Annotated in this window: 17 protein-coding genes; 9 read left to right on the plus strand and 8 right to left on the minus strand. The window is 43.2% G+C overall.

The features are described from left to right. Positions 1-197 precede the first annotated feature (197 nt). The 7 genes from G3570_RS06065 (at position 198) to G3570_RS06095 (ending at position 4672) form a co-directional block, all read left to right on the plus strand. Positions 198-1094, plus strand: a complete 897-nt coding sequence (locus tag G3570_RS06065; protein ID WP_165140299.1) for a hypothetical protein — start codon at positions 198-200, stop codon at positions 1092-1094. Between the two features lie 48 nt (positions 1095-1142). Further along, on the plus strand, positions 1143-1307 hold the full coding sequence (locus G3570_RS06070; protein ID WP_165140301.1) for a hypothetical protein: 165 nt from the start codon (positions 1143-1145) through the stop codon (positions 1305-1307). Positions 1308-1332: 25 nt separating this feature from the next. Beyond that, positions 1333-1512 (plus strand): hypothetical protein, encoded by a 180-nt coding sequence (locus tag G3570_RS06075; RefSeq protein ID WP_165140303.1) that lies wholly within the window; start codon positions 1333-1335, stop codon positions 1510-1512. Next, positions 1505-1660 (plus strand): hypothetical protein, encoded by a 156-nt coding sequence (locus tag G3570_RS06080; RefSeq protein WP_165140305.1) that lies wholly within the window; start codon positions 1505-1507, stop codon positions 1658-1660. The genes G3570_RS06075 and G3570_RS06080 overlap by 8 nt, the downstream gene beginning before the upstream one ends. A gap of 143 nt (positions 1661-1803) precedes the next feature. After that, complete coding sequence (locus tag G3570_RS06085) at positions 1804-2322, plus strand: fasciclin domain-containing protein (RefSeq protein ID WP_165140307.1); 519 nt, start codon at positions 1804-1806, stop codon at positions 2320-2322. Positions 2323-2624: 302 nt separating this feature from the next. Further along, entirely contained in the window at positions 2625-3953 is a 1329-nt protein-coding gene (locus G3570_RS06090; RefSeq protein ID WP_165140309.1) for a fasciclin domain-containing protein, read from the plus strand. Positions 3954-4261: 308 nt separating this feature from the next. Further along, on the plus strand, positions 4262-4672 hold the full coding sequence (locus G3570_RS06095; RefSeq protein WP_165140311.1) for a DoxX family protein: 411 nt from the start codon (positions 4262-4264) through the stop codon (positions 4670-4672). A gap of 118 nt (positions 4673-4790) precedes the next feature. Here the strand turns inward: G3570_RS06095 and G3570_RS06100 are convergent, their stop codons facing one another. Then, entirely contained in the window at positions 4791-6191 is a 1401-nt protein-coding gene (locus tag G3570_RS06100) for an FAD-binding oxidoreductase (protein WP_165140313.1), read from the minus strand. A 316-nt stretch (positions 6192-6507) separates the two neighbouring features. Here G3570_RS06100 and G3570_RS06105 point away from each other — a divergent pair, with 316 nt between their 5' ends. Then, entirely contained in the window at positions 6508-7887 is a 1380-nt protein-coding gene (locus G3570_RS06105) for a DNA recombination protein RmuC (protein ID WP_165140315.1), read from the plus strand. A gap of 218 nt (positions 7888-8105) precedes the next feature. After that, positions 8106-8690 (plus strand): hypothetical protein, encoded by a 585-nt coding sequence (locus G3570_RS06110; protein ID WP_165140317.1) that lies wholly within the window; start codon positions 8106-8108, stop codon positions 8688-8690. Here the strand turns inward: G3570_RS06110 and G3570_RS06115 are convergent. The 7 genes from G3570_RS06115 to G3570_RS06145 form a co-directional block, all read right to left on the minus strand. Further along, entirely contained in the window at positions 8687-9631 is a 945-nt protein-coding gene (locus G3570_RS06115; protein WP_165140319.1) for a hypothetical protein, read from the minus strand. The genes G3570_RS06110 and G3570_RS06115 overlap by 4 nt on opposite strands. 100 nt (positions 9632-9731) lie before the next feature. Next, positions 9732-10619, minus strand: coding sequence for a class I SAM-dependent methyltransferase (locus G3570_RS06120; RefSeq protein ID WP_165140321.1), 888 nt, complete (start codon positions 10617-10619; stop codon positions 9732-9734). A gap of 25 nt (positions 10620-10644) precedes the next feature. Beyond that, entirely contained in the window at positions 10645-11337 is a 693-nt protein-coding gene (locus G3570_RS06125; RefSeq protein ID WP_165140323.1) for an RluA family pseudouridine synthase, read from the minus strand. Further along, entirely contained in the window at positions 11337-12809 is a 1473-nt protein-coding gene (locus tag G3570_RS06130; RefSeq protein WP_165140325.1) for a sodium:solute symporter family protein, read from the minus strand. The genes G3570_RS06125 and G3570_RS06130 overlap by 1 nt, the downstream gene beginning before the upstream one ends. A 2-nt stretch (positions 12810-12811) precedes the next feature. Continuing rightward, positions 12812-13039 (minus strand): hypothetical protein, encoded by a 228-nt coding sequence (locus G3570_RS06135; RefSeq protein ID WP_165140327.1) that lies wholly within the window; start codon positions 13037-13039, stop codon positions 12812-12814. An 11-nt stretch (positions 13040-13050) separates the two neighbouring features. Further along, positions 13051-15330 carry a glycoside hydrolase family 3 N-terminal domain-containing protein gene (locus G3570_RS06140; RefSeq protein ID WP_249066747.1) on the minus strand — a complete coding sequence of 760 codons (2280 nt, stop codon included), beginning with the start codon at positions 15328-15330 and terminating at the stop codon, positions 13051-13053. A 63-nt stretch (positions 15331-15393) separates the two neighbouring features. Then, positions 15394-16227, minus strand: coding sequence for a glycoside hydrolase family 16 protein (locus G3570_RS06145; protein ID WP_165140329.1), 834 nt, complete (start codon positions 16225-16227; stop codon positions 15394-15396). Positions 16228-16411: the final 184 nt, after the last annotated feature.

Below are 16411 nucleotides of genomic sequence, written 5' to 3' on the forward strand. Positions count from 1 at the left end.
AATTTTGCAGAATGTCTTGCATTTAGACTCCGATATATTGCCGAACTGCTTAGATAACTGAAATGCAAAACCCTGAGTTCCGATTTTCAATAATTAATGAAACTAAAATATTTCTGGTATTAAATTCACCTCGGGCGGAATGATACGGTGCGTTATTTTTTTAAAGAGTCGATTCAGAAATTGCAAGTAGCAGCGTAATGCATCGTTTATATCAGTATATCAGCAGGGAAGAGAGCAAAGCCTATGTTGAGAAAGTTTTCGTCTACTCCGCTTTTGCTTTATTTCTATTACACTTGTTTATCATTTTCCTGGCCAATGAAACGGAGTACTTGCCACGCCTTTTCAGGAATGTACACCCCAACTACCTTTCCGCGCTCTATACACCATTTAGTGTGATTTTGGTGTATGAGGTGTACTTCATGATTTTGTCGATTCCCCTTTCTTTTACGGAATCCATCAAAAAGCAGTATGAAATTATTTCACTGATTATTATTCGTAGAGTTTTCAAGGATATATCTGATTTCGAATCTTTTGATGCGATACTTCAGAACAGTCAGGATTTTCTTCAAATCATAGCTGATCTTGGGGCAGGTCTGGTTTTGTTTGCCCTGGTTGCGGTATTCTATCATATCAGTAAAAACAGGAAGCCGACATCTAAATCAGACAAGCTGCAGAATTTTATTCGTTTTAAGGAGATTGTGACCATTGCTTTGGCCGCTTTGCTTTTTGTGTTGGCAATTTATGCCTTCGGAGAATGGCTGCGGGAGGTTTATTTATCGGCATATACTGAAAAGGTATACAGCCTTGAGTTGCATACTATTTTCTTCGATGACCTGTTTTCGGTGATGATTTTTGCCGACGTCCTTATCTTTATTGCTTCCTTTCTGTATACCAAGAGGTATGAAGTGCTCTTTAGAAATGCAGGGTATGTGGCTTCCACTATCCTGATACGAATTTCCCTGACTCTTGATACTATTTACGGGCCGATAATTGCGATCGGTGCCGTCTTAACAGGAATTATAGTACAGGTTGTATTTCGATACTTCAGCTGGCTGGATATTGAAGAAGATCAAAGAATTTATCCGAGTCAATAAACGAAAATGTATAGCAGTGTGTTAGACAGCCTAATCAATTACGATATTATGGAAACTTACATATTTATAGCCGGTGTGCTGATTACAACTCTTTTTCTGATTGGCATATGGATGTCGCATAAAGAGCGTGTAAAAAATTTGAAGGAACGACAGGATTTGAAAAAAAATCGCAATGAATATCGAACGAACGAAGAATTTATTTCCTTTCCATAATCTTTAATATCAACACAAAACAGTTATGCTAGAGAAATCTGATTACTTGATACTGAGTTCGGCGCTAATATCTATGGCTATCTCCATCTATCTTTGGTTCTCCGGAAATAAAGATGCCGGGTTGTTTGTAGGTATTTGGGTCCCTTCGCTGCTAAGTTTTGGAAACTATTTTAAACAAAGGATTAGTGAGGCCAAAAATGGGTGATTCAGCAGTTTTTGGATTCGGAGTTTTTGTAGTGTTGATTTTTCTTGCCGGCGTTGCCTTCACGATCAAAGAGTTTCAAAACATCAACGAAGACAAGCAAAGAGACTACAAGAACAAAGACATGAATATCAAAAAGGAAACAGAGTAAGATTTTCATATTGAGGCAGGAAGATTAAATTCCTGCCTCATTAAAATATGAAAGTCGGCAGACCCTGCAAGATCTGCCGACTCAATAAACTCATTTAGAACATCTAAATGAGCCTAACACCAACATAAAAATAAGAGGTTCTTATGAAATCAGCAACAACTTATCTGGCTGTAATAGCTTTAAGCGTTGCTCTATTCGCATTCACGTCAACCGCTAAAGCCCAAGACAATTCATCTGACATAGTCGATCTGGCTGTGCAGACTGAATCACTGTCTACTTTGGTTCAAGCTGTAAAAGCTGCCGGGCTGGTAGAAACGCTTAAAGGTGAAGGTCCCTATACCGTTTTTGCACCTACAAACGAAGCGTTCTCAAAGTTGCCGGACGGTACGCTGGAAACCTTACTGAAGCCTGAAAACAAAGATCAACTGGTTCGCATTCTTACTTACCATGTTGTACCCGGTAACGTTCAGTCTACCGATCTTGAAGACGGAATGACGGCAACTACCGCCGAAGGTTCCGAAATAGAGGTAAACCTGGGTGAGACGGTTATGATTAACAACGCCACTGTCGTCAATGCCGATATTGAAGCTTCAAACGGCGTCGTGCATGTGATTGATACAGTAATTATGCCTCCCAAAAAGGAGTCAAGCGGAAGCTACTAGTCTTCAGCATCTACTCTATTAAAAAACCCGGTTTATAGCCGGGTTTTTTTATTTTAAGATTAGATACGTTCTCACATTTAATAGGTACAATTAGTTACTAAGACAATAGAATAGAAGATATATTATCCATGAAAAAATATTTTACCTAACTATTTGAAATAAATAGCAATAGTGATAATATCATTATAAGACAGTACTCAAGAGTGGATGGTGCTTCGCATTTCCAAGCCGTTCAAGTTCGGATATCCTGATCCAATTTAACTTAACCTTTTGTCAGAAAAACTGACGGGAGAATAAACATTATGAAAACACTAGATATTGCAGGGATCAGGAACAGTTATACTGTTCTTTTTCTTGCTTTAGTAATAATTATTGTCAGCTGTAAAGACAATGATAACACAGTAACTCCAATAGAAGAGCCCGGGGTTCTGGATCTGATTCAATCAAACAGCAATCTCGAAACCCTTGCTGCTCTATTGGATGGAACTTCTCTTTCCCAAACGCTATCCGGTTCGGGTTCCGTTACTATTTTTGCACCAAACGATGAAGCGTTTGCCAAGCTTCCGCAGGGTTATCTGGAAAGCCTGACTGAACAGCAAAAACTTGATATACTGAAGTATCACGTGTATTCCGGCAATTACCCGTTGATCAACGAAATCAAACAAGAAGCTATCATCTCCCTGCACGGAGATCCGCTCTTTATGGAGATCGGGCAGACTCACGGAGATTTGCTCAATGGCCAGGCAAAATTTGTCAGTAAAAACATTGAAGCTAATAATGGAATGATCCATATAGTGGATGTTGTACTAGTACCTGACAAATTCGGTACACTGGCTGATAATATATACAAGAGATTCGATTATCGGTTGTTGTATGAGCGAATGGAACATACAGGAATGCTTGCAACTCTTGAAGAGACCGGACATAGAACGCTTTTAGCTTCACGAAATAGTACACTTGGTATTGAAGATTATTTGAATACGACCTTTACTGAAGAACAGTGGCAGGAAATCATGAAACACCACATTCTGGATACTGATATAACCGGTTTTGGTCCTGGTACACGGACGGCTTTAGCTACCATGGCAGGTGATTCAGTTTATCTGGAAGTGTTGGAGTCAGGAACTTACAAGTTTAACAATTTTGAGGTTCCTCTTAACTTACTTAAATCCTCAAACGGTACTATCCTTTTTGAGGATGGGTTTGCTCTACCGGATAAGCACCTTGGCATACTTTCTTTGATGGATAAACGATTCTATTTTAATACAGTCAGGAGTGCAATGGCGGTTGCAAAAATGACCGGGAGGCTGTACAATTCACTTAATAACGCTGACGAGAAATTCACCATATTTGCACTGAAAAATAATGCTGCTGGATTAAATAATTTGCCCACAGATGAGCAAGGACTTGCGAATATTCTGAAATACCATGTGCTATTGGAGAAAGTCACAGCGGAACAACTTCAGCACAACCAGTCCTATACCACCTGGCAGGGAGAGCAGCTGACTATTACCAAAGTTGGGGATACTATTACCATTAACGGCGAAGCTACCATAACCATGTCTGATTTGGTTGGGACGAATGGGGTAGTTCATGTTATCGATAGAGTCATTATACCACCAAGTAATTAAGCAATTGGAGTGTATAAGGTCTTCACCAATTACGCGAAATAAAAAAACCCGGTTAACAGCCGGGTTTTTTTATTTATATGGTCACCATTTCTTACGGAAAATAAGTTAGGATCGGTTATTCAGATGAATCCGGGATTACTGTTTTAGCTATGCTAAATTGCTTATCCATATAATTATCGTGCACTTCTAATTGGCTTATTTCACAGCTTATTTCATAAATAAATTTTGGGATTTTAAAATCCTATTGGATTATTATACAATAAATTTGTTTACTAATATCTATTTATGGCTAAATTAATTAGGCAATTATGCTAAAAAGACTTAAATCTTCCGGGTTGACGGAATTTGTTAATACAGGGGTTACCCTATTGATACTGCGTGTATTTGGTTCATTTTTTATGCTATACGGTCACGGATGGGGTAAAGTGATGAGAGTGTTTAACGGTGACTTCCGTTTTGCCGATCCTATAGGGCTGGGACCGGAACTTTCCCTTATTTTGTCGGCATTTGCAGAGGGTATATGTGCCATACTGGTAATTATCGGTCTTTATACCCGGGCCGCTTCCTTAGTGCTGATGATTAATATGAGCGTGGCCTTTCTGTTTGTACATATCAATGATCCATTTGGAGATATGGAGAAATCACTGCTCTTTTTACTGATATTCAGTACGGTCTTTTTACTAGGTCCAGGCAAATATTCACTGGATCATAAAAAATAAACCGATGACCTGAATTCCTGCAATAGGAGGTTCATCTTATAATGATAGAGAAGAGCAAGCCAATCTTGCCTCTTTTGTACATTGGCTGCTCTTCTCCTGATCTAAGTTTCTAACCTAATTATTTTCGTGCTAGCGGTTCAGGTACAATATTCTGGTTCATATGGAAGAGATTATCAGGATCGTACTTCTGTTTCAGTGAGACGAGCCGCTCATAGTTTGCACCGTATGCAGAGGGTACGCGCTCACTTTCATCTTCCGTCATAAAATTCACGTATGCACCGCCTGACGCAAAGGGTTTAGTAGCATCGAAAAACTTCCTGCACCAGCTGATGCATCTCTTGTCGTCCTCCGGTTTTTCCCACCTTCCGTGCACATTTACGATATACCGTGCGTCGCGTGCTGAATAGGCAGTGGCATTGGCAGGAATATCATTTTGTACACCTGAAATAGATCCCAAGAATATTTCCGTATGTGGCGTAGGAATAGTAGCGGCATGCTTATTGACGGTATCAATCAACTCGTTTTCTATACTCCTGAAATTGTGGGATTTCCAATAATTCCTCATGCCGGGAGTTAACAATGGGTCAAAGGCCTGCTGCCATTGCGTATAGGGCTGCATTCCAATGTGATCTCCAATCGGATTACCAAATCCTTTCAGGAACTCTGTTAAGCTTTCTCCTTTATCTGCCGATCCGTTAAAGAATACCGCCAAAACGATAACCATTTTGCCGTGTTGATCTTCCGGGAGGAATGGAAGCGGGGGAGCATGGCGTATAACAATCCACACGTTGAGCTCCTTTGGTGCCGATTTTGAGAATTCGCGGTACTGCTTCATGATATTTTTAGCCTCTATAAACGGGAATACAATAAGTCCCGCGTAGACCTCCGGATTCATATTATGGAGTTGATACTCGAACTCTGTTACCACACCAAAGTTGCCACCGCCACCTCTAATAGCCCAAAAAAGATCACTGTTTTCATTTTCAGAGACTTTAAGTGTCTTACCTTCAGCGGTCACTATCCTTGCAGATAACAGGTTGTCTATGGTCATACCATACTGCCGAGTCAACCAGCCAAAACCACCACCCAGTGTCAGTCCCGCAATTCCCGTTGTTGAGTTTATGCCAGTTGGGGTTGCAAGTCCATGAGCCAGGGTTGCTTTATCAAAATCAGCCAGGGTTGCTCCCGGTTCCACACGAGCTCGTTTTGATTGTGTATCAACAGTAACCTTTCGCATATTTGAGAAGTCAATGGTAAGACCGTTTTCGGCAAGTGAATTACCTGCTATATGATGCCCGCCTCCTAAAACCGATAACTCCAGTTGATGCTCGCGGGCAAATCGCACGGCGTGGGGGACATCCCCGGCTTTGGCAACCTGGACAATAACGGCAGGTTTTTTATCAATCATGCTGTTCCAAATTGTCCTGGCTTCATCGTAATCTTTATCCTGTGGTGAAATAACTCTTCCGGTTATGGATTTCTTAAGGCCTTCTACATGGGTTTTTTTGAGAGGTGACATAATATTATCCCGTAAAATTATGGTTGGAAATGGATTGTATATCCATTTTATGAATACGGGTAACAGACGAGCAGATGTACTTAAGCAATGTATTAAAAATTGATATAAAACAATACCTTGGGCATAAAAAAAATGATTGTCATCCTGATTGTTTTTCAGATTTTGTAAAGGCGTCGTCCTATTTAAAAAGTTCCAGATTGGCTTAAAGAAAAATATTGAAAGATTGGTGACATACCCTGTCACTCTCAGTTTATATATTCTACCAAATACTTTCTACCTTCCAACAAATAAAAGCAAAATTCACGCAAACGAATTCATGGAACTGATTTCAATTCTATTCATTATTGTCGGATTAATCCTCGGTTACCTGGTAGCACATTTTAAATTTAAAAGCAGTCAGGCTTTAAGCAGGGAGGAAGCGGAGGTACTGGAGACGGAACGAGAGGAGGCACTGCGGACTATCAGCAGGCTTGAGGAGCGTAATGAACGATTGGATGCCGAAGCACAGCAGAATAAAAACGATATGCTCAGAGAGCAGAGTCGTGCAAATGAGGCAGAGAAGGAGAATGTTCGTCTCAAATCTGTAAACGATAATTTGAGAGAAAAACTGGACGAACAGAAAGAAGAACTTCAAAATCTTCAGAAACGATTTAAGGATGAGTTTGAAAACCTTGCCAATAAAATACTGGAGGAAAAGAGCAAGAAATTCACCGAACAAAATAAAGAGAAACTCGACCAGCTGTTGAAACCGCTAGGGGAGAAGATGGAAGAGTTTAAGAAGAAAGTAGAGGAGACTCATAAAGAGGATATCAGGGGAAGAAGCTCTCTTGAACAGCACCTAAAACACCTGCAGGAGTTAAATCAACAGATGGCTAAGGAGGCAAAAGATCTAACCAAAGCGTTGAAGGGTGAAGCAAAGACGCAGGGTAGCTGGGGAGAGGTCATACTGCAGAGAATTCTGGAAAAGTCCGGTCTTAGCAAGGGGAGGGAATACGAAATTCAGGAACATCATACGACGGATGACGGAAGGCGCCTACAGCCCGATGTGGTGGTACATCTGCCGGATGAGAAGCGGCTTGTTATTGACTCAAAAGTATCACTGACCGCCTATGAACGGTATGTCTCGGCTGATGATGACGCAGAGCGACGGTCGGCTCTCAAGCAGCACGTCAACTCCCTTCGCAGTCATGTAAAAGGCCTTAGCGGCAAGAATTACCACGATATCTATGGAGGGAACAGTCCCGATTTTGTGCTAATGTTTGTTCCAATAGAGTCGGCCTTCGGATTGGCTCTTCAATTTGATACCGATCTTTACTATGAGGCTTTTGAGAAGAACATTGTCATAGTAAGTCCTTCAACCTTGCTGGCTACACTTGCCACGATTGACAGCGTCTGGAAACAGGAATACCAGAATAAAAATGCTATGGAGATAGCCGAGCGGGGAGGAGCTCTCTACGACAAATTCGTTCTCTTTGTGGAAAGCATGCAGGATATAGGGCAGCGTATCCGGCAAACCCAGGAGAGCTACGATCAGGCAATGACTCGTCTTTCTACCGGACAGGGTAATGTGATTCGTCAGGTTGAAATGCTTAAAGAACTGGGAGCCAAAGCGGGTAAAAGCTTGCCCGGCGAGCTTGCCGACCGCAATACCCTTTCAGATGGTGAAGGTTTGGAAGAAGGGGATGAAGATGAGTAGTGGTGGTCTTTTGGTATAAGGTATAAGGTTCTGGGTAATAAAGGTTGAGCACGTTAAATTCACATAGACAACAAATAAAGTTGAATAATTTTATTAAATAAAAAACCTTGTTCCAGCATCCAGCATCCAGCATCCAGCATCCAGCATCCAGCATCCAGCATCCAGCATCCAGCATCCAGCATGCTTTTATTTCTGTGAATTCATTGACATATTCGACCATGAGACTTTGCAAATACTTGTTAGGCATACTCTTTTTATTTACCTGGTTTTCCAATTCGGTGATGGCTCAGCCTGAGCTGGGAAGGAGTCGCTATTTAAAAAATGTATCCGAAGCACGAAACCGTGCTTTGACTAACACTTTTCTGCCTATTGTCACCGGTATCACGGCTGCCAATGTTTTTGAGAACAACACTATACAGACCCTGGGATCTGCTCTGGCTATCTATGGATTGGTGATGGGGCCATCCGGAGGTAACTTTTATGCAGAAGACTACCTGCGTGGCGGGCTGGGTGTAGCGGCACGGGCGGGCATCGGTTATTTTATGCTGCTGGACGCCACTAGGGAACTGATGGGAAAAGAGGTGGCAAAAACAATGACATGGGACAATGAGGATGTTAAGATAACAGACACGAAAATTTTGATAGGAACCGGAGTATTTGTCGGAACCATCGTTTACAATATTATCTCATCAAAAGCATCCGTCAATGAGTTTAACCGGTCAAAAGGATACCAGGTTGAGCTGACGGGGGAACAGGTAGGAAAAAATATATACCCGGCCTTAACAGCAAGCGTACAATTCTAGTCAGAGGCTTCGGTTTCGTAATCGAGCGGATCGACGAGAGAAGCAAGTGTTTCACCATGGTGATTTGAAATTGCTGCATACCAGACACCGTTCCAACGCCAGGAAACCACATGCTTGCCATTCACATTTTTAATGTGAAAATCTTTAGGTTTGACACATTTCTTTACTGCCTCCTGACTCCTATTCAAACTGCCGAACTGATCAAGCTTTTTCATATCAAAGGCAAATATGTAGATATACTGGTCTTCCTCCGGCAGGTAATATTCCAGTAAAGGAGCCTGATATCCCGGGACGAATTCATTGATAGCAACTCCTTTAAATTCTGCATTTGAAAGGGAAGGGACGGTCATGGTCATATCGAAGGTACTAGCCAGCTGCACTTCGGCTTCGGCCAGGTTTTCAGTTTCAATAGTGGGTTTAATTAACTGCCCTTTATGATTATCAAAATGCCTGTATACGTATTCTTCGATATTATATGCTTGCGAAGGAGACTGGTTATTGTACACTAATCCCCAGAATGCCGCAATGATTAGGAATGATGCCGCAGCTGCATACATCCATTTTTTATATGTAGAACTGCTATTTGCACCGGGACCGGATGCGTCTCTGGTAACCCCACTCTGTGTATCACCGGGTATGCGTGAAGGCTTATCAACTGCTTCATTTTTAGTGGTGTCATTCTGCAGATCCTTCAGTTTGCCTTGCTCCTGTAGCAAAAACTGCTGGACGCGCAGTTTTAGTGAGTCAGGGGCTTTATGACTGGGGCATCTTTCGGCAACCAGTTTCTTTATTCTTTTGATAGATTCATACTGGTTGCGAACTTCACTATCGTCTTCAATATAATTTAGAAAAGAGGAGCGAGTTTTTTGATCAACTTCGCCGTCAACAACTGATGTTATCAGCTTTATCGCTCTTTCTTTTGTTAGCCGTTCGTCAGACATGTCCGGTATGTGCCATTCGTAGTTTTTTCGTGGGTATGGTTCTTTCTACGACACCTAACACAAGCCGATAAGCCATTGTTCCAATATTGACAAATAAATTTCACTTGCTTTTACCGGCCTCTAATAGATAAAAACCGGGCAAAATAGCCAAATTAGAGTTTTTAAGTACATTATTTTCATTATACATCTCATTGTTTTGCAAAATGTGTTTGATCTGGAAATTATTTTTCATCAAAATATTCCTGAATTCCTCAATACTTGCGTGCAACTGCAGTTTTTCGCCAACTGCTTTTACGGCATTTTCAAACACGAATGCATGAAAAGAAGTCAGTTGCTCTAAAGAAAATACGGTACTGATAAATTTCAGATCGCTTCTAAAAAAATGAGTCAGGGCATTTAACGTTTCAGAGCATTTCTGAGGAGTCAGATAATCAAAGAATCCTTCTGCGATTACTATTGTCCTGGCATCGGGATCAATACTTGGTATCCCGGGCAATAGATCAGAAAGACCGGTTCGGTATATATTTACCGGGTAAGAGTTCAATTTGGAATTGGAATAGGCATGGAGTTCCAGAAAATGCTTCTTTATTTCTATGACAGAGGCTGTATCTAGTTCCAAGCAGGAGATGCCTTTCCGGGAATATGTAACTCCGATATGATCAAAACCGGCTCCCAGTATGATTATTTGGGAATACCCTTGTGTTATTAACCGGTCAATGCTCGAAGAAATGTAGAATTTACGCATGAGTATATGCATCAAATCCCCGGGCAGCAGTGACTCTTCCAGAAAAATGCATAGAGAACGGAACCACGCCTGTTTTAAAAATGAATGATAACGTTTGAGCGGTAAGGGAAGAGCGGCGACAATGCGATCATAGAAGGTGATAACCTCTTCGTCGAATAGCTTCCGGTAAAGTTCAATCTGAGTCAACCCATAGAACTTTATAGCAACATAAGCGGCTGTTTTACTAAAACGTCCGGAATTCATGGAAATCTAATTTTCGACAGATTATTCAGTTGCTAAAGCGATTCCAGGGATGTTCCTCAGGTGGCGGTAACTCGAAGTGCATCTCTTTTTGCGTTTTAGGATGTTTAAATATAAGCTCTGAGGCACGTAGTGCTATGGTTCTGCCATCCGGTTTGTTTTGTGTTCCATACTTGTAATCTCCCCAAATAGGATAACCTTCCTCGGAGAGCTGAACCCGTATCTGATGCGGACGGCCTGTCTGGAGGTGAATGGAAAGAAGGCTTAGATGATCAACCTCTAGAAGCTTTGCAAACGATAGTACTGCCTTTTTTGCATTTTTGTTCTTTTCGGAAGCTGTTTCCACAACATTTTTTTGTTGATCTTTTAGCAGGTAATGAGTCAGGACACCGTTTGCAGGAGGTGAGCCATATACCACTGCCAGGTATGTTTTCTGCACCAGTCTATCACTAATTTGCTTTGAGAGCGATCGGGCTGTGGCTGAGTCTTTAGCCAGTACCATTAAGCCGCCTACCGGCCGATCTAATCTCTGTACAAGCCCCAGATAGCTTCCTCCCGAAGCGGAACTCTGTTTATTCAGGTATTCCTTGCATAACCGCAGTACATCGGCATCTCCGGTATGATCTTCCTGCGACAACAGGTTGTGGGGTTTGTCTATTATCAGTAAGTGCCGGTCTTCATAGACAATAGGAATATCAGGATCTGTTTCAGTATGTTCCATCAGGCATTTTCGTATCGATTCAATATCTGCTCCGATTCTGGCTCTGTAGTCAGGCTTACCCCAACCAACAGAAGTATGTTGACGATCAATCCGTAAATGCCCTCATGTATAGGAAAGGGACGCCACTCTGGGTAAAATAGAAAAAGCAGGGTGACAGCGATACCACCCATCAGTCCGGAGAGTGCTCCTGCACGGTTGGCACGTTTCCAGTAAAACATACAGAAGACCAGCGGGAAAATCTGTGCCACTCCGCCATAGGCACCCAGAAGAAGGTTAACAATCGGGATATCCGAGATGATGGCAAAATAGTAAGCTATCAGGCTTATGATTACTACGAACCAACGAATCAAATGTCGTTGTTTCCGGTCTGTTTGAAATCGCTCCGGGAGAAATTTTGATAATCCGTCGCGTACACCGATTGAAGCCGCAGAATGAAGAATAGCATCGCCTGACGACATAGAAGCAGCTAATGTACCGGCGCATACCAGTCCGATGATGATAATAGGCAGGTCAAGCTGTGTCAGCACATAAGGCAATATCGTATCAGCCGGTTCCACACCGGGAAAAGCCAATATCGCAGTGAAGCCTATAATCAGGATGGGGATCATGAAAAGCTGGAAGGTAGGGTAGAGTACTACCGTAAGTTTCATAGTACGGTCACTGTTTGCTGCAAAGGCTCTCATAAAAAAATGCGGCCAGACCGAAAAGCCAATTGCGGAAACCAGCACTGCCGAGCTGAACCCCCACCAATCCCATGGTCTTCCATCACCTCCCAATCCGGGAGCAGTCAGCATGGAACTGAAATCACTGGCTGCAATTTGGCTGAACATTTCTCCGACACCGCCAAATAGCTTGATAGGCAGATAAAGGCCGATAAACCACGCTATAGCCATCATAAACAGGCCTTGGAAGGTATTGGTCCAGCCAACTCCCATAACACCGCTAAAATAGACATAGGCGAGTACCACCAGATATGCGATTCCCGCCCCAAGCCATTCGGGAATGGCACCTTCGCTTATAGTGGTGAGTACAAAGCCGGCTCCTTTCATCTGCAGGGTGAGATAAGGGATAAAAACAATGATACTCACAAGTGCTAGTATTACGGATAAGGCCCGGCTGTTAAAACGGTCTTCCAAAATTTCGGCCTGGGTAACGAAACCGAATTTTTCTCCGAGTCGTCTTACCTTTGGCCCGAAGAAATAAAGCGGGATCATACCTGTAATTCCATAGGCAATGATGTAGAACGCTGCAGCGCCTCTTGAGTAAGCCCACCCTGGACCTCCCAGGAAAGCGAAGGATGAGAATATCGATGCCCCCATCACAAAATAGAGGATCAGCAAATTCATGCTCCGATCGCCGGCCACAAATCCTGTTACGCTGTCACTGACTTTCAATCCGGGAATGATACCCATAGCAAGCGTCAGGGCAAGATAGATCCCACAAACTATTAAAATAATTACCCAGCTTTCCATGCTTAGCGGCCTCCGGAGTTCAGCGGGTGCTCACTATCTTTGGGTTCCGTGAGATAGTACCAGAGGAGTAAAGAAAAAGCCGACAGCAGGACAAAAATCACCCATGCAAAAGAGAGCGGTAAACCCAGGATCAGGGGATAGATATCCGAGAAAACAGGGTATACCGGCCAAATCAGGCTCAGCTGTATGATCAACAGTCCTGCCAGGAAAATAATTTTACGTCGGCTCATTCAGGGTTTAATCAGTATTTATAAACAATTGTCTCGCTAAGTGGACCTATATGAAGAGCGAATTCCCCCGCTTCGGTTATCCACTCATTATCTCTCCCAACGAATGCCAGGTCTTCCGGCATCAGGGTGAAAGTAACGGTCTTTGTTTCGCCGGCATCCAGTTGGATCTTTTCAAATTTTCGCAGTCGTTTTACGGCAGGAGTTATGCTGGCAACGAGATCACTGGCATAGAGCTGGACCACTTCCTTGCCGCTATGCTCACCGGTATTGGTGACATCTACGCTGACCGTCGTTTGTCCGGCTGCGTCAAACTCACTGCTCTCAATTTGCATATTGCTGTATTCAAAGGTTGTGTAGCTGAGTCCGTGGCCAAATTCCCACTGCGGGTTGAAGGCGTTGGTACCAAAGAAGGGATCAATTTGGTCGGTGTAGTTATGATCGTAGGTAACCAGGTCATTTGGATACCGCGGGTAGGTAATAGGTAGTTTGCCGCTTGGATTGGCATCACCCAGCAAGATATCGGCAATGGCATTACCGCCTTCGTCACCCGGAAGATAGCCCATAAGCACCGCTTCTGTTTTGGGTTCGATATCACTGACAATTCGTGGACGACCTTCCACTAATACCATAATGACCGGAGTACCGGTTTCGGCAATAGCTTCAACCAAATTACGCTGTGCTTCCGGGAGCCAGAGATCCGTCAGGTCACCGGGCTTCTCAGTATAAGGTGATTCACCCACCACTACCACTGCTACATCGTTGTTCCCGGCTGCAGTGACGGCTTCATCAATATTGATTACGCTGTCAATAGAAGTGCCTTCTACGTAGGAAACTGACGATTCACCCATCCGTGAACGAAGAGCCTCCAAAACGGTAGGCTTACCTTCGGTATCGTATTGGGGATCGGTACCCTGCCAGGTGCGAGACCAACCACCGTTTAGTGCCGTCAGTGAATGGGCATTAGGACCTGTCACTAGTATCCTAGAGTCTTTAGAAAGTGGCAGTATGTCATTATTATTTTTTAGCAGGGTAACGGCTTCAACTGCTGCGTCATAGCTGTCTTTGGCAAATTCCTCTGAACCGAATTTATCATACATTCCCTCATCGTAATAGGGGGTATCAAAGAGATTGAGCTTGAATTTAACAGTTAGAATTCTGCGAACCGCTTCGTCAATCCGGTCCATGGAAACCCTTCCTTCTTCAACCAGTTCTTTCAACAATTTAGGAAACTGCAGGTCAAGAGGCACCATGCTCATATCGACGCCTGCATTAACCGCCAACTCTATTGCTTCCTTATACGTTTTAGCTACTTTGTGGCGCGACTGTAGGTAGATGATATCTTCCCAATCGCTTACTGCAATGCCTTCAAAGCCTAATTCATCTCTAAGCAGCCCGGTAAGAATATCTTTGTTGGTGTGAACGGGTATGCCATTCATTTCACCGGAGTTGATCATCACAGTAAGGGCTCCGGATTCGACAGCTGCTTTAAAAGTGGGAAGAACGTATTCGCGTAGCTGCCGTTCCGGTATCCAGGCCTGAGTACGATCTTTCCCGGTAATCGGCAGACTATAACCCAGAAAGTGCTTCATGGTAGCCGCAACATGATAAGGGCCGCCTGCATCTTCGCCCTGGTATCCTTCCACCATGGCAGCGCCCATTTGTTTAGCAAGGTGTACATCTTCACCAAATGTTTCCCAGAGTCTGGGCCAGCGCGCATCCCGGCCGATATCAAGAACCGGTGAGAAGGCCCAGGGAATGTAGGAAGCACGAGTTTCATAAGCCCCGACTTCTGCACCGCGATAGGCAAATTGTGGGTCCCAGGTAGCTGCAATTGCAATCTGCTGCGGGAAAAGCGTGGAGCCCAGCGTATAATTCGCTCCGTGAATGGTATCAATACCGTAAATGACCGGAATACCTGTTGGCTTCTCGTTCATCGCCACTTCTTGTATCTTCCGGATGATTTCTCGCCAGTGTTCAGCAGTGTAGGCATGTCCGCCCACATTAAGAATAGAACCGACGCGGTTCTCTACCAGTACTTCCTTAAGTTTTTCATCGCTCAGCTGATGTGGCTCATCCAGGTTGTAGGGCTGACCCTCAGAAATCATATCGATTGAAAGCTGGGTCATCTCCCCAACCTTGTCGGTAAGCGTCATTTTTTGCATTACCGAATCTACTTTTTCAGCAATTTCCTCCTCATCATAGGGAGAAGATTGCTGGCTATAGGCAGTGTTGAAGAATAACATGGCAATTAAGCATGTAAGGATGGTTGAAAAGGTCCGATGTGTATTCATGACTGTATAAATTTTAGTTGCGTGCGTGAGCAGTTTTTAAATAAAATTAAGTTAGATCAATTATTAATTCTGATAGACGCGAACGTAATCGATTATCATTTTCTGAGGCCAAATACTATCGTCCACTCCCTGTGCGCCACCCCAGTTGCCACCAACGGCAATATTTAAAATAAGGTGGAAAGGTTGATCGAAAGGCCATTCTTTGTAGGTGGCATGTCGGTTTTCAAAAGTTGAATATTGCTGACCATCAACCGACCAGCTGATTTGTTCCGGGGTCCACTCCAAGACATACACATGGAAATTTTCTTCTGCATCGGGGACTCTCAACGTGTCGGTATCCTGGGTGCCATTGACATGATTGAATGCTTGGGTATGAACGGTTGCATAGACCCGGTTTGGTTCATGACCTACATGTTCCATGAGATCTATCTCACCGCTTTCAGGCCACCCTCCATATTCCCACTCTTCCGGCAGCAACCATATTGCCGGCCAGGTACCCTTACCGGACGGCAATTTAGCCCTTATCTCAAACCTGCCATACTTCCAGGCATCCCGGTTTCTTGTGAGCAACCGGGCAGAGGTATAATCCCGATCTTCATAGGCTTCCTTATGGGCTTCAATAATCAGGTTTCCATTTTCAACCCTGGCATTTTTAAGACGATCTTCAGTATAAAATTGCAATTCATTATTGCCCCAACCACATATATCCGGACAACCGTCTCCGACGTCATAGGTCCATTTTGATGAGTGCGGCAAGCCGGTATATTCGAATTCATCCGACCAAACCAGCTCGTATTCATCTACAGGATCAGAGGCACTCTTTTGAGCTGATACATGAGAGAACAGGAATAGAAGAGAGAACAATAAGAGGAAGGATGAATTAGCGACTCTTTGCATGGAAAAGTATTTTTTTCTTTGCCAATTAAGTAAAGAGTGAGGGAGTTAATAATCAAGACAAAATTGTATAAAAGCGGACATTAGGATAGTGGTTTATAAATAATGTTTCAAAGAGTTGAACAGAGGAGGCACAGAGTTTCACAGAGTGTCTCAGTTTATCTCCGTGTTACGAATTGAATAAACT

It is taken from the genome of Halalkalibaculum roseum, from assembly GCF_011059145.1.
Lineage (GTDB): Bacteria > Bacteroidota > Rhodothermia > Balneolales > Balneolaceae > Halalkalibaculum > Halalkalibaculum roseum.

What these genes read in the sequence shown, in the direction of transcription:
- G3570_RS06070 (WP_165140301.1), top strand. Translation starts at nt 1,143, where the DNA reads ATGGAAACTTACATATTTATAGCCGGTGTGCTGATTACAACTCTTTTT.
- G3570_RS06065 (WP_165140299.1), top strand. Translation starts at nt 198, where the DNA reads ATGCATCGTTTATATCAGTATATCAGCAGGGAAGAGAGCAAAGCCTAT.
- G3570_RS06095 (WP_165140311.1), top strand. Translation starts at nt 4,262, where the DNA reads ATGCTAAAAAGACTTAAATCTTCCGGGTTGACGGAATTTGTTAATACA.
- G3570_RS06090 (WP_165140309.1), top strand. Translation starts at nt 2,625, where the DNA reads ATGAAAACACTAGATATTGCAGGGATCAGGAACAGTTATACTGTTCTT.
- G3570_RS06135 (WP_165140327.1), bottom strand. Translation starts at nt 13,039, where the DNA reads ATGAGCCGACGTAAAATTATTTTCCTGGCAGGACTGTTGATCATACAG.
- G3570_RS06145 (WP_165140329.1), bottom strand. Translation starts at nt 16,227, where the DNA reads ATGCAAAGAGTCGCTAATTCATCCTTCCTCTTATTGTTCTCTCTTCTA.
- G3570_RS06105 (WP_165140315.1), top strand. Translation starts at nt 6,508, where the DNA reads ATGGAACTGATTTCAATTCTATTCATTATTGTCGGATTAATCCTCGGT.
- G3570_RS06140 (WP_249066747.1), bottom strand. Translation starts at nt 15,330, where the DNA reads ATGAATACACATCGGACCTTTTCAACCATCCTTACATGCTTAATTGCC.
- G3570_RS06125 (WP_165140323.1), bottom strand. Translation starts at nt 11,337, where the DNA reads ATGGAACATACTGAAACAGATCCTGATATTCCTATTGTCTATGAAGAC.
- G3570_RS06120 (WP_165140321.1), bottom strand. Translation starts at nt 10,619, where the DNA reads ATGAATTCCGGACGTTTTAGTAAAACAGCCGCTTATGTTGCTATAAAG.
- G3570_RS06085 (WP_165140307.1), top strand. Translation starts at nt 1,804, where the DNA reads ATGAAATCAGCAACAACTTATCTGGCTGTAATAGCTTTAAGCGTTGCT.
- G3570_RS06080 (WP_165140305.1), top strand. Translation starts at nt 1,505, where the DNA reads ATGGGTGATTCAGCAGTTTTTGGATTCGGAGTTTTTGTAGTGTTGATT.
- G3570_RS06115 (WP_165140319.1), bottom strand. Translation starts at nt 9,631, where the DNA reads ATGTCTGACGAACGGCTAACAAAAGAAAGAGCGATAAAGCTGATAACA.
- G3570_RS06110 (WP_165140317.1), top strand. Translation starts at nt 8,106, where the DNA reads ATGAGACTTTGCAAATACTTGTTAGGCATACTCTTTTTATTTACCTGG.
- G3570_RS06100 (WP_165140313.1), bottom strand. Translation starts at nt 6,191, where the DNA reads ATGTCACCTCTCAAAAAAACCCATGTAGAAGGCCTTAAGAAATCCATA.
- G3570_RS06075 (WP_165140303.1), top strand. Translation starts at nt 1,333, where the DNA reads ATGCTAGAGAAATCTGATTACTTGATACTGAGTTCGGCGCTAATATCT.
- G3570_RS06130 (WP_165140325.1), bottom strand. Translation starts at nt 12,809, where the DNA reads ATGGAAAGCTGGGTAATTATTTTAATAGTTTGTGGGATCTATCTTGCC.